This is a genomic window from Paenarthrobacter sp. PH39-S1, assembly GCF_030063245.1.
GTDB lineage: Bacteria > Actinomycetota > Actinomycetes > Actinomycetales > Micrococcaceae > Arthrobacter_M.
Genome location: NZ_JASISR010000056.1, coordinates 1 through 13709 on the forward strand (window position 1 = coordinate 1; position 13709 = coordinate 13709).

At 64.9% G+C, this 13709-nt stretch carries 10 protein-coding genes and 2 tRNA genes; 1 reads left to right on the top strand and 11 read right to left on the bottom strand.

The annotated features are described in order from the left end of the window. Nucleotides 1-121: 121 nt before the first annotated feature. The 9 genes from QMG52_RS20385 to QMG52_RS20425 form a co-directional block, all read right to left on the bottom strand. Nucleotides 122-1030, bottom strand: a complete 909-nt coding sequence (locus QMG52_RS20385) for a DUF2797 domain-containing protein (protein ID WP_283562248.1) — start codon at nt 1028-1030, stop codon at nt 122-124. Nucleotides 1031-1172: 142 nt separating this feature from the next. After that, entirely contained in the window at nt 1173-2048 is an 876-nt protein-coding gene (locus QMG52_RS20390) for an HpcH/HpaI aldolase/citrate lyase family protein (protein ID WP_283562249.1), read from the bottom strand. Between the two features lie 78 nt (nt 2049-2126). Further along, on the bottom strand, nt 2127-3560 hold the full coding sequence (locus QMG52_RS20395; RefSeq protein ID WP_283562250.1) for a DHA2 family efflux MFS transporter permease subunit: 1434 nt from the start codon (nt 3558-3560) through the stop codon (nt 2127-2129). Nucleotides 3561-3708: 148 nt separating this feature from the next. Then, nucleotides 3709-3786, bottom strand: a complete 78-nt coding sequence (locus QMG52_RS20400) for a type II toxin-antitoxin system YoeB family toxin (protein WP_283562257.1) — start codon at nt 3784-3786, stop codon at nt 3709-3711. 72 nt (nt 3787-3858) lie between these two features. Then, the gene (locus QMG52_RS20405) at nt 3859-5466 is read right to left on the bottom strand and encodes a Na+/H+ antiporter (protein WP_283562251.1); all 1608 of its coding nucleotides are present in this window, start codon (nt 5464-5466) and stop codon (nt 3859-3861) included. Nucleotides 5467-5570: 104 nt separating this feature from the next. Further along, on the bottom strand, nt 5571-7400 hold the full coding sequence (locus QMG52_RS20410) for an HNH endonuclease signature motif containing protein (protein ID WP_283562252.1): 1830 nt from the start codon (nt 7398-7400) through the stop codon (nt 5571-5573). Nucleotides 7401-7595: 195 nt separating this feature from the next. Further along, nucleotides 7596-8855, bottom strand: a complete 1260-nt coding sequence (locus QMG52_RS20415) for an APC family permease (protein ID WP_283562253.1) — start codon at nt 8853-8855, stop codon at nt 7596-7598. 183 nt (nt 8856-9038) lie between these two features. Then, nucleotides 9039-9112 (bottom strand) — tRNA-Met (locus QMG52_RS20420). Nucleotides 9113-9173: 61 nt separating this feature from the next. Continuing rightward, nucleotides 9174-9245 (bottom strand) — tRNA-Thr (locus QMG52_RS20425). 665 nt (nt 9246-9910) lie between these two features. On the opposite strand from QMG52_RS20425, the gene QMG52_RS20430 reads away from it, so the two are divergent. After that, a complete protein-coding gene (locus QMG52_RS20430; RefSeq protein ID WP_283562254.1) occupies nt 9911-10390 on the top strand; it encodes a YbaK/EbsC family protein in 480 nt (159 codons plus the stop codon). Nucleotides 10391-10540: 150 nt separating this feature from the next. On the opposite strand, the gene QMG52_RS20435 is transcribed toward QMG52_RS20430, so the two are convergent. Further along, entirely contained in the window at nt 10541-12547 is a 2007-nt protein-coding gene (locus QMG52_RS20435) for a DEAD/DEAH box helicase (RefSeq protein WP_283562255.1), read from the bottom strand. Between the two features lie 402 nt (nt 12548-12949). Further along, nucleotides 12950-13597, bottom strand: a complete 648-nt coding sequence (locus QMG52_RS20440; protein WP_283562256.1) for an MOSC domain-containing protein — start codon at nt 13595-13597, stop codon at nt 12950-12952. Nucleotides 13598-13709: the final 112 nt, after the last annotated feature.

Here is a 13709-nt window from a genome sequence, read left to right on the forward strand (position 1 = left end):
TGAACAGGTGTCCTTCTCTGTCTGGAAAATTTTGGCTTCGCAACTACTATTTTCCCAGCTCAAGGGGCACTTGTTCGGTTTAACACACCCCTGTCAAAAAGTTCTTACTCGCGGATCCGGGTCAGAAGAGGGAATCCTGGACGATAGGGACTGCGGAACGGTGGTGGCCAAGGGTGATGCGTCTGCCCTTGAGCTGGCCCAGGTTGGCCACGAAGTCCGAATCGATGCCATCCATACCGGCCAGCACGTAACCGCCCAGCATGGCCCTGATCAACAGCCCGTGCCCGCCGTCGTCCAAGGTCGACGGATAAGCGTGCCGACGCTCCCGCGGCGCGGCGCCCGGATCGGCCAGTCCGGCCGCGAGAGCCGGCCGGTCCCAGCCTTCCCTTACGGTTTGGAAGCCCGCCATCCCGACGCCCCGCAGAATTTCCCTGACGGCACCGGCGTGGCGGCCGTTGACTGCGGCCAGTTCAGCGGCCGGCAACGGCTCCAGCAGCGCCGCCGCCTTCGCCGCGGATCTGATGTGCTGCGTCAGCCCCAGATTCGCGGTGACCAGGTCTTCCAGCTGCCGGACGATGCGGCCGTCGTCAGCGAGTGCGACGTACTGCGCCAGCACCGCACCCTGCTCCGCGAGCCTGCTCCATTTGCTGCGTTGCGATGCCGTGCCGACCTTCGTGGCCCCGTCGGCAAAGGTCGCAATGTAAAGCCAGTGCGGCTGGCCCAGATACGCCCTGAGCCCGGCGGGCGCGATGCCGCTGCGGTGAAAGTCATGCATATAGCGGAAATCATCGCGGGCAAAACACCGTCCGCACTGGTAGCCCCGCTCCGCGGCGGCCGATTCCGGACAGCGACGATGCACGGACACCGTCGGCCCCTGCACGACAAAGGAGCCCACGCACTGCCGCGGCCCGTAGTGAACACCGAACCGCAGCCATTGGCCGGCCGACAACGGGACGGCAGCATCGCCGTCGTCCGTTGTGCAGGACAGCGATGGTCCGGTTGCGTCCCACACCACCCCGCGGATCAGCATGCCACCACCGCTAACCCCGGATCCACTCCGTCGAGTCGGGACATCTGGCCCTTCAACCTCCGCTCCAGGGGCAGATGCCACCACTCACCCGGCCGGGCGCGGCGGGCGCGGCCACTGTGACTGGCCCGACGGCCACGCCTGATCAGACCGCCGGCTGGACGCCGAAGGCTACGGCCAGCTTGATGATCTTCTCGGCACGCCCGAGCCGCGGCAGATCCGAACCATCCCGGATCACGCCGCCGCGGGCATCGAAATCCGCCATGAAGTCCGAAGCCCAGGCAACGTCGGTGGGGGTAGGGCTGATGACCTCGTTAATGATCGTGGTCTGATCCGTGGCCAGGCAGAGCTTCCCCGTCATCCCCATCGCGACAGTGATGGCAGACTGCTCGCGCAGAATCGGGTGGTTGGTGCCCACCGTGGGCCCGTCGATGGGACCGGGAAGGTTCCCGACTCGGCTCGCCACCACCAGCTTGGCACGGGGATAGGCCATCGCTTCGCGGTCCGCGCTCATCCCCGTGTCCCGGCGGAAGTCACCGGAACCGAAGGCCAACCGGAATGCGCCCTCTGCCCGCGCGATGTGATTCGCTTCCTCGATCCCGACTGCAGATTCCACCAACGCCAGCACACGGCTTTTACCGTCCAGCCGGTGATAGGTCTCCTTGACCTGCTCCGCGTTCTCCGTCTTGGCGAGCATGACCCCCAGCAGCCCGGGAACATTGCGCAGACCTGCCACATCGTCAGCCCAGAAATCCGAGTGGACGTCATTGATCCGCACCCATGCCTGCCCGCCGTTGCGCAGCCAATCGATGACCGCCGTCCGCGCCGAGGGCTTGTTGACCGGGTCAACGGCGTCCTCGATGTCAAGCACAATGGCGTCCGCCCGCGACGACGCCGCATCGTCAAAGATCTCGGGCTTGGTCGCCGGGACCAGGAGCCAGGACCTGGCGATGTCTGCGGGAATATTGCGGGAACGGACATTATTGGCGGGAGGGGCGGTGTTGCCGACGGTGGAAGACATAGATCTACCGTATATCCGTCGGGGCCGCGGCGACTATTCCGCGCCCGTGTGGCGGGGGCGCCTCCCACACGTGGCGGGCTACTCCGCCGTCCGCGGCTTTTCCTTGCGCATCATCGCGGAGAGGACGACGGCGGCAACGGCGATGACGGCGGCTACCAGGAACGCCGTGCGGATTCCGGCTTCCTCGCCGGAGGCAAGGGTGGCGAGGGCAAAGACGGAAACCAGCAGGGCCGTGCCCGCAGCCCCGGCCACCTGCTGCAGCGTGCTCATGATCGCCGAGCCGTGCGAGTACAAATGCGGCGGGAGGGGATTCAGGCCGGAGGTAAAGGCCGGAGTGAACAGCAGCGCCAGACCGGCACTGAGCGCCATATATACCGTCACGATCCACCAGACCGGGGTCTGCGCCGCCAGCATGGAGAACTGCCACAGGCACAGCACCATGAGCACCGACCCGGACACGGTCAGCGGCAACGGTCCGATCCTGTCGTAGAGGCGCCCCACCACCGGGCCCAGCAACCCCATCGCCAAGCCACCCGGCAGAAGCACCAGACCGGTGGTGACACTTTCGAGGTGATGGACCTGTTGGAGGTAAATGGGCAGCAAAATCACGCTACCGAACAGCGCCATCATCGCCACCACCATCAGCACGGTCGAGACGGTGAACATCCGGAACCTGAACGCTGCCAGATCAAGCAACGGGGCTCCGCTTTTCTGCAGGCTCAGCTGGCGAAGCACAAAGGCCACCAGGCACACTATGCCGACGACCAAGGCGGCGAGCGCCGGGACGTTGGATCCGCCGTCGCCCTGGCCGCCGATCCGGCTCAGGCCGTAGACCACGCCGCCGAACGCCGGCACGGTGAGGACCACCGAGAAAACGTCGAGCTTATTGACTTCCTTTTCGCCGATGTTCGTCAGGTATTTGGCACCAATGGCGAGGGCCAGCAGGGCAATCGGCAGTACGAAAATGAACATGAACCGCCAGGACAGCACCTGCAGAATCAACCCGGAAACCGTCGGGCCCAGTGCCGGCGCCACCGAAATGGCGATGGTCACATTGCCCATCACCAAGCCGCGCCGTTCCAGCGGTACCAGAGTCAGAATCGTGGTCATCAGCAGCGGCAGCATGGTGGCCGTCCCCACCGCCTGAATCACCCGGGCCAGCAGCAGTACCTCAAAACCGGGCGCCAGTGCCGCCAGCGCCGTGCCGGTGCAAAACGCGCCCATCGCCAGCAGAAACACGGTCCGCGTGGTCAGCCGCTGCAGCACAAATCCCGTGGTCGGGATGACAACGGCCATGGTGAGCATGAAGCCGGTGGAGAGCCACTGGATGGTGGATGCGGAGACGTTCAGGTTGTCCATCAGGCGCGGCAGTGCGACGTTCATGATGGTTTCGTTGAGGATCACCACAAACGTCGCCACCAGAAGCGTCGCAATCACCGCGACGGATTCCCTGGGCATTTTGGTAGTTGCGGCTGCGGGCGCGCCGGTTTGCGTGCTGGCGTCAAAAGACATGAGGATTCCTGGGAGAGAGGGTTCCGAAACTGCTATTTTAGCTGTTTTTCACGGTACATGGCCAGGGCTCGACGGCGTTCCCGCCGTTCGCTCACCGCGGGCCTGAGTGCGTTGCACGAACTCTACGGCGCACCCCGTAGCCACGCGGTCAGTAGTGGTAACGGCATTGCCAGATAATCAGCTGCGAGGAGTCGAATGAATAGACCAGCCGGTGCTCCTGCGTGATCCGTCGAGACCGGAATCACGTCCGATCTGTACGTGCAAATTAACTCGCGCTTCACAGCAACGGGGCGCCGACCTACTCCGGCATGATCATGGTCCGCAGATCCAACTGCCGCAGCACGTGGTCCGCCGCTTCCGGATCCGTGCCGGGCTCATTCCGTGCCTCGATGATCTCCTGCCGGGCGGCGTCCAATGCTATGGTCTGTACGGCCACGACCAGCTCTCGGCTGCGCGCGCGCAGCTCCCGCGCCGCGGCCTCGTCCGGCTTGCCGCCGTCATTGGCCACAGTCGCCTGGGCCCCCGAGCCGTCCGTCAGCTCCCCATACAGCCGCGTCATCCGCTCCCGGACCAGTTTGACCTTCTCCGGCGGGAGTTCCTTCACGAGTTCATTGTTTTTCAACGCAGCCTTCGCCGCGGATTGTGCCCGGCGGGCCAGAATGCGGGCCGCGTCGCGCTGCACCGACGGATCATCGGACGCCTTCAAGACGCGCATCAGCCACGGCAGGGTCAGCCCAGGAAGCACCAGCGTGGCCAGCAGCACCGCGCAGGCGATCACGATGATCTCGTGCCGCCCGGGGAAGTCGCTTCCGTCGTCCAGCGTTAGCGGCAAGGCCAAAGCCAGCGCCAGCGTGGCCAGCCCTCGCATGCCGCACCAGGACAGGACGATCACATCCTTGAAGGAAACTCTGGACAGCTCAGTGCCACGCTTCTTGATCATCTGGGCCACCATCGTCAGCCAGAGCACGCGGACCACGATCACCAGCACGCAGACCACGACGGCTGGCACGGCCATGGCGAAAACCGCGGTTCCTTCCTCATCGATCACCCGCTTGATCGCCAGGCCCACCAGTCCAAAGGCAAGCCCGGTCGCGAGCAGTTCCACCACATCCCAGAACGCGGCACGGGTAATCCGTTCCGCCGCGTCCTCCGCCCGGGCGTGGCGCTTCAGTTCCAGCGCGGTGACGACGACCGCGATCACGCCGGACGCGTGCACCTCCTCGGCCAGGATGTACGCGGCAAACGGAACGACCAGGGTTACCGCGCTGCGCGCCACCGTGGATTGGATCAGCCGGGTCATCAGCGCCGTGATCCAGCCCATCGCTATGCCGACCACCACGGCAATGGCGGCTCCGAGCACAAACTTAAGAGCGACGTCCGGTCCGATTTTCGATCCGGAGACGGTGGCCATGGCGGCAGCCTGGAAGATTACGATGGCTGCCGCGTCGTTGAACAGTCCCTCGCTCTGCAGGATGGTGTTCAGCCGGCGGGGCATGTGCACGCGGGCGGATACTGATTCCACGGCCACAGGATCCGGCGGGGCCACCATGGCACCGAGCGCGATGGCAGCCGGAATCCCGATCCCGGGGATCAGCAGCCAGGCGGCTCCGGCCACCACGGCGGTCGACACCACGACGAGGGCAACCGCCATCAGCAGCAGCGTCCGCCAGCGGATCCGGAACACGGCCCAGGAACTCTTCTGCGCCGTGGCAAAAAGCAGCGGCGGCAGGAAGATCGGCAGGATCAGTTCCGGGGCGATCTGCAGATCGGGAAAGCCCGGTATGAAGGTGAGCGCAGCGGAAAGAATCAGCATCAGAACCGGGTAGGGAAGCCGCAGCCGGTCCCCCAGGCCGGCGGCGACAACCGTGGCAAAGAGCAGTCCAACTATGAGCGCCAGCTGTTCCACAGTGCCGCCTTCCCGGGTCGGGTGGAATTAGTCGGCTGCTGGCTCAGACGATGCCAGCGGCCACTACAAAGTTACTCTGTACGGAGCGCCGGCCGCGGTCAGGATCAGTACCGGCCTTCTACGACAGGTCCGCGGCCCTCAGGATCACCAGGCACCTCGCAATCAACGAGAAACAAGGCGCGGTACCCGGCATCGTTACACGGATCCCATGGCGGTGCCGTTCCTGGCGGCGCCACGTCCCATGACTGCGTCGAGTGGGCCATGAGTTCCGGAAGCCGCGGCGGGTGGTGGTCCGGTGGCGGGGGCGGGTAGAACCGCCCGGCCGGTGACGTCCACGCCGTTTGACCGGTATTAGTCATCGACGGGGTCCAACCCCGCATGCGCTGTCCGGGCGGATCGCCAACGCAGGTTTCCCCATCGGCTGATGTTCCATCACACGTTGCGAACTTGCCTTTCCTTTTGCCGTGGCAGTCCTTACCGTCTTTGAAGTGTTTGATCAGATGATGCTTTTTACACTCATCCGTGAGCTCATCTTCAGACGTCCCGCTACCGTGTTCCCAGCCGGTGATGTGATCGAGCTGTGTATCGGCAGTTACCGTGTTGCAGCCGGTGAACGTGCACGTCTGATCCCGGGCACGCAACCAAGTCCGTAGCCGTTTCGAAACCCGGTAGCGGTCTCTTCCGATGGCGAGGGGTTCCCCGGTGTGCGGGTGGATGAGGAGCCTGATGATTTCGGGGCATTCGGCGGCGAGTTTGCGGGCCAGATCCGGGGGAATCGGGCCGTAGCCTTCGAGTTCGGCCGGTTCATCGGTCAATCCCATCAAGGCGAAGACGGGGATGGTAACCAGGATCTGCGCCTGGGGAGAAGGGCACCCGTCAGGGCTCCCGGTTCCCGAATTCGCATCATCGAGATCGTCGTTCTCTGCCTCGTCGGCTGCGCTACCAACGGCTGAACCATCGGCAGCTGTGCCGTCAGCAGCTATCGGACCCGCCGGTGAGCCTTGACCGTTCAGCATCCAACCAGCAGCAATGTCGACCCGTAACTGAGTCAGTGTTCTGGGTTCCTCGGGACCCTGTGCAGAGCGGGCAGCTCTGGTAGCCCGGTTCCAGATACCTTGGGCAGTAGGGGCAGGCAAATACGCGGACAGGTAGGACATCCCGTCCCGGTCCGGCGTCAGCTGAAGCCGGCGTTGCGTCACGGCGGCCTTATGCCGGGAAACCATCGTTTCCGGGTGCTCCCGTTCCCGCCACTTCCGCGCTTTGGCCTTAAACTTCGGCACGGTCAGTCCCGGGGCTAAGGCCAGCAGACGGGATTCAAACTCCGCTGCCACGCAGGCGGGGATGCCGGGTTCCGCCGCAGCTGTCAGGGACCCAACCTCATCGAGAATGACCTCGGCATGTCGGTATGACAGATCCCCCGCCGCCAGCGCCTGAAGAGTCCGGGGCCTCTCATGAACTAAAATGAAGCTCTCCGAGAGCAGCCCGTTCGCGGCGGCTTCGGGGACGCACAGCGCGGCGGCCAGCTCGGCTGCGGTGGACGCCGCAGCCTCCTGCCGCTGCCACCAGTCCAGGCCCAGCCCCCTGCTGATCCGATCGCTGGCAGCATCGAGACGCTCAATCTCACGCGCCTTCCCGGCCGCAACGCGGGCTTCCAGCCGCCCCCACTGGATGAGCGCATCCACGGAACCGTTGTAGATTGCTTCCTCCGCGCTCAGCCACTCGTCCGCGGCCGCGACGCCGGCCTCGAAATCCGGATTCAAAACCCCGGAGCCCCGCCGGCGCTCCGGATAGCCCGGATGGGGCGGATACGGCTGGTGGGCGCCCAGCGCAGACTCGGAGCCCTCCGGCAGGACCAGAGCGGCGAGCAGCGCGGCCGTCGTCGGCTGCGCTTCTGACCCGCCCGGTGTGCCCGGTGCTCCTGCTGAACCGTCCATAACTCAACATTGCCACCAGCCACTGACATTATGACTCCGCCGGCACTTCCGGCCCGAACAGGCGGCGCTATCCACGCTCGGCTCGCGGCCCGCCCCCTTGGTCGTGCACCGGCGCCGTGAAGACCGCCAAGTTCGCTGACCTCGGTCATCCCGGCCGTTCTGCAGATCCACCGGCCCCTCGGTTCGCCTGAACAGTCATCGCACCTTCAGCGCCCACAACCGCAGGACGCGGTAAAGGATTCCGACGGCAAACATGGTCAGTCCGGCACTCACCGAGATCAGCGGCAGCGTAGCCACCAATACTACGCACGCCAGCGCGCCCACGACCTGCAGGGCCTTAGGATAGCGCCGGTCCTGCCGCGGCTGCGTATAGGCGGCGATGTTGGCCACCAGATAGTAGATCAGTACTCCGAAGGAGGAGAACCCGATGGCGCCGCGCAGATCCGTGACAAGGATGACGGCGCAGATCACCACGGCGAGCAGAACTTCCGCCCGGTGCGGTACCTTGTAGCGGGGATGGACCGCGGCCAGCCAGCGCGGCAGGTCGGATTCGCGTGCCATGGCGAGGCTGGTTCTGCCCAACCCGGCGATCAGCGCCAGCAAGGCGCCGAGAGAAGCCAGCGCCGCTCCGATTCGCGCCACCGGAGCCATGCCCGACCACGTACCGGAAGAAACCGCGGCAGCCAGTGGCACCGGCGATTCCGCCACACCCGCCGGGCCCAGCGAGGACAGCACCGTAACGGCGATCACGGCGTAGACGACGACGGTGATCCCCAAGGCAATGACGATTGCCCGCGGGATGGTCCGCCGCGGTTCACGGACCTCCTCCCCCATCGTGGCAATGCGGGCGTAACCCGCGAACGCAAAGAACAGCAGGCCTGCTGACTGCAGGATCCCGTACCAGCCGTGGGAGAGGAGCCCGCCGCCAGTGATTCGGGACGCATCCCCCGCACCGGACGCCCAGATCGCTGCCACAATGACGGCCAACGCGATCAGAACGCCGACGACGATTACGCGCGTCAGCGCGGCGGTGCGGGTCACTCCGTGGTAGTTGACCATGGCCAGCAGCACAACGGCGGCAATGGCCACCGGCCGCTCCCAGCCTACCGGGGCAGCATACGCAGCAAAGGTCAGCGCCATCGCCGCGCTGCTGGCTGTTTTGCCGATCACGAACCCCCAGCCAGCAAGGAACCCGGGCCACGGTCCCAAGCGCTCCCGCCCGTAAACATAGGTGCCGCCCGATACCGGGTATACCGTCGCGAGCTGCGCCGAGGATGTTGCATTGCAGAACGCCACGAAGGCAGCAACGGCCAGTCCGATGAGCAGACCTGACCCGGCCGATTCCGCAGCCGGGGTGAACGCCACAAAGACGCCGGCACCAATCATGGACCCCAGCCCGATCATGACAGCATCGACCGTTCCCAGTCTGCGCGCCATCGCCGGGCTGCTGCTCATGGAAAGTTCGCCTTCCGGATTTCGGGATACTCTACGGTGGGAAGCAACACCGTCCGCCGTCTTGGATTTACATCCGCCGTCACAGTCTTAACTTTATTGGGAAGTGCCCCTGCCGCAGAAAATGCGGCTCAACACGCAGAAAAGAACCCCCGGAATCACGCGGATTCCGGGGGTTCTTTTCGGTAGCGGTGGGGAGACTCGATCTCCCGACCTCACGATTATGAGTCGTGCGCTCTAACCAACTGAGCTACACCGCCGTAAATGAGTGCGGCCCATGCCAGCCGGCCAAAACCGCCTTGACACGAGCCTCTCATTCAGAGCCCCCCACCGGAATCGATCCGGTGACCTCGTTCTTACCAAGAACGCGCTCTACCACTGAGCTAGGGGGGCAACGAAAGAAAACTTTACCAGCGGATTTCCCAACTGCGAAATCCGCACGGACGCACCCGCCCGTGACACAGGGTCTTAGTCACCGTGTCTGTCCGCATTCTCCGCTTCCATCGTACGTCCCGTCGCGGATCCGGTGGGATCGGCCGGTCCAAGGAGAGGTTCGACGCCGGCGCCACCACCTGCCGGCGATGCTTGCCGTTCGCGGCCGGGTCCGAAACCCGTGTTCAGCGCGTCCTTCACCTTTCTCTTTGCGTCTTCCAGAAAACCCATCGGATGAACCTTTCACTGCGCAGTTCCGCGCAAGCCAGGAGTGCGCCGGAACCAGACGACTACGCCCTCGTCGTGACCTAACCCGATCGTACGTCGCGTGACTGACACCGCCAACGGGCAGGACGATTACTGCGTGATAGCCGCGTCAAGACGTCCGCTCGCGGGTCACCGACGCATGGCCAGGCGGCAGTGGCTTCCCACGCCGATGCACTCTTCACTGCAAGCAGCTCGGCCCGGGCACTTATGACGCCCGTCCCCGCCAATGACAAGGGACGCCGCCGTCATTGGCGGGGATGGGCGTCATTTCCGCCAGAAGGTCTCCAGAGCCGTAATGCGTGGTCCGCCGCGACGTGTTAGGTTCCGTCAACGGGGCTAGCTATTCATAAGGAGGACCGATGGGCAAGGAACGGCTCTCACACAGCAGTCAAAGCGTTGCGGATGCGCTCCGCGAGGCCGGGGCACTGGGGCAGGTGCGCGTGCTGCCGGACTCCACCCGCACGGCGGTGGAGGCTGCGCAGGCTCTGGGCTGCGAGGTTGGCGCCATCGCGAACTCACTGGTATTTATGTGCGACGGCGGCCCGCTGCTCGTGCTGACCAGCGGCAGCCATCGGGTGGACACCAAGGCACTGGCGACCGGGCTCGAACGGGGAAAGATCCACCGCGCAACTCCGGAGCAAGTGCGTGCGGCGACGGGTCAGGCCATCGGGGGTGTGGCGCCGGTGGGCCATCCGGTACGAGTTGAAACGGTGGTCGACGAGACGCTGGCGGATTACCCGATGCTCTGGGCATCCGCCGGCACGCCGCACAGCGTCTTCCCGACCGACTACAAGGAGCTGCTCTCGCTCACCCGTGGCCGCAGCGCCAAGGTCGACTGACAGCCTTCAGCAGCGTGCGTTAACAGACATACCTTAACTTAAGTGAACACAGCTTAAAAGGATGGGGTCCGGAACCTGACGGTTCCGGACCCCTAAATCGTTGAACTGCTTAGCTCACCCGAACTGCGTAGCTCGCCGAGCTGTTGCGTTTTACCATTTGCCCTTGCGGTTGAAGTCGGCGGCGCCGGCTTCCTTGCCACCGTGGCGCGGCTTGCGGTCTCCTGCACCGTTCGCGGTGTGCCCGGCATATCCGGACTCGGAGGTGCGGTTGTGGGTGCGCTCGCCGCCGCCCTGGTAACCGCCCTGACCGGAGCTGCGGTCGCCGTCGTACTTCTTTTTGAAGCCACCCTGTCCGCGGTCGTTTCGGTCCCCGCCCTGGTAACCACCCTGGCTGCGGCCCTTGTAACCGCCGCCGCCTTCGCGCTCGGAACGCGGGCTGCGGCCCTTGTCCAGTTCGAGGTGGATCAGCTCGCCGCCGATCCGGGTCCGGCTCAGGGCACGCAACTGGTCGGCGCTCAGCTCGGCGGGCAGCTCGACCAGGGTGTGGTCCGAGCGGATATCGATGCCGCCGATTTGTGCCGACGACAGGCCGCCCTCGTTGGCGATGGCGCCGACGATGGAGCCGGGCATGACGCGCTGGCGGCGTCCGACGGCGATCCGGTACGTGGCGTTGCCCGCGGTCAGTGTGCGTGTCGGTCCGCGGGAGCCGAAGCCGTCCTTGGAGCGCTCACGCTGCTGGTACTCCGGTGCTGCCGGCAGATCGTTGACGAGCAGCGGCTGGCCGCCCTGAGCCATCACGGCCAGCGCGGCGGCGATCTCCGCGGCGGGGACATCATGCTCTTCCTCGTAGCGGGAGATCAGGTCACGGAATTTGGAGACGTCCTTGGAGGAGAGGGTCTCGGTGATCTTGTCCGCAAACTTGCCAAGGCGCAGTCCGTTGATGGTCTCTGCGCTGGGCAGGTGCATCTGCTCCACCGGCTGGCGGGTGGCCTTTTCGATGGAACGCAGCAGGTATTTCTCCCGCGGGGTCATGAACAGGATCGCATCTCCACTGCGGCCGGCGCGGCCGGTGCGGCCGATCCGGTGCACGTAAGACTCGGTGTCATGCGGGATGTCGTAGTTGACGACGTGGCTGATGCGCTCGACGTCAAGGCCGCGGGCCGCGACGTCGGTGGCCACGAGAACGTCGATCTTGCCGTCGCGCAGGGCCTCGATGGTGCGCTCGCGCTGCTGCTGCGGGATGTCGCCGTTGATGGCGGCGGCCAGGAAGCCGCGGGATTTGAGCTTGTCCGCGAGTTCCTCGGTAGCCATCTTGGTGCGCACAAAGGCGATGACGCCGTCGAACTCCTCAACCTCAAGCACGCGGGTCAGCGCGTCCAGCTTGTGCGGGCCCATGACCTGCAGGTAGCGCTGGCGGGTGTTCTCGCCCGTGGTGGTCTTGGATTTGACGGAGATTTCTGCGGGGTTGTTCAGGTACTTCTTGGCAATCCGGCGGATCGCTGACGGCATGGTCGCGGAGAAAAGCGCTACTTGCTTGTTCTCCGGGGTCTGCGAGAGGATCTGCTCGACGTCCTCGGCGAAGCCCATCCGCAGCATTTCATCGGCCTCATCCAGGACCAGGTACTGCAGGTTGGACAGGTCCAGGGAACCCTTGGACAGGTGGTCAATGACGCGTCCGGGCGTGCCGACGACGACCTGCGCGCCGCGGCGCAGGCCAGCCAGCTGCGGGCCGTAGGCGGAGCCGCCGTAGACGGGCAGCACGCTGAATTCGTCCAGGTGCGCGGCGTAGGAGGAAAAGGCCTCGGCGACCTGGAGGGCCAGTTCGCGGGTCGGTGCCAGCACCAGGATCTGGGTGGCCTTGGACGGACCGTTGATGGCCATCAGATCGGCCATCCGGGACAGTGCGGGGACGGCGAACGCTGCGGTCTTACCGGTTCCGGTCTGCGCCAGTCCGACGACGTCGCGGCCTTCCAGCAGCACCGGTATGGTGGCTGCCTGGATGGCAGAGGGCTTTTCGTAGCCGACGTCGCTGAGTGCGGCGAGGACGCGGGAGTCGATTCCCATGTCCGCAAAGCGCATTTCGTGTTCATCGGACTCGGTGTTCACGCTGACGACCGGGTTGCTGGTGGCGGTGGTTTCGGGCAAGTTTTCGGGCATGGGGAAGATTCCTCATTCACATAGGGCCAGGCGGCGTGGATGCCGCATTACAAAGAAATCCAGCCGCCATGACCATCCCGTGGCAGGACCTCTCGCCATAGCTGCGTACCGCTTGCGCGGTGACGGGCAACAGCTGTGAGCTGCTGCCGTATGGCGTTTTCTTTGCCGGCGATCCCCTAATGAACTGAACAACCCCGCTTGCTGCTTGCGGGACCCATACACTGCGACTTCTGCCTCAAGAATTGGGCAGAAAGATAAAGGAGATACCGGAGTGGGGGATATTTCAAGTGTACTATATGGTGTCACGGCGGCAAACCCCGAAGCCTGTGGGTGCACCGTGAGGTTGCGCACATGCCTCCCCCGTTACCGGCGAGTCAGGATTCGCTGTCGAGCGCCGCCACGTCAGGAGTCCGCGCGGAGGATCTTTTCGAAATACGGACGGAGCGCACGCGCCAATTGCAGCTCGCCGTCGTCGTGCAGTTTCGTCAGTGTCCTTACGTCATCCGCCGTCGGACTGCTGAAGAACTTTCCAACGGTGATGCCATGTGCCGGTCTGGAAATCACGGTGATTTCATCGCCGGCCTGAATCGCGCCCTTGGTGACCACCCGCAGGTATGTGCCGATCAGCCCCACGTCGGTGAACCGCTTGACCCAACGCGGCTCGCGCATACGGCGTTGAAAGGTGGCACAGGGTGTGCGGGCCATCGTGACCTCGGCAATGACGGAGGCGCCGATTTTCCAGCGTTCCCCAATCACTGCCCGCGTGGTCTCGATCCCGGCGGTGCGCAGATTTTCCCCGAACATCCCGGGCGGCACCTCGCGGCCGAGCTCCGCAGCCCAGAATTCCGCCTCCTGCTGAGAGTAGGCGTAGAGCGCCTTGTCCGCCCCGCCGTGATGCTTCCGGTCCACCTGGACATCGCCGTACAGCCCCAACGTTCGGACCTTCACTGCGACCCCCACCGGCCGTTTATCAATGGCGGTCACGCCGTTGCCAACGTCCGGACGCAGTTCGTGGACGCGGCAGACGGCGAGCAGGGTTCCGGTGGTCACCGGCCCATCCTAACCGAGGCCCGCCGCGATGGTACCGCCAGGCCCCCATGACGCACTCACCAGGGTGGCCTCGCCGGGATGAGGCGGGGCGGGATGGGTGGGGCGGGTGGGG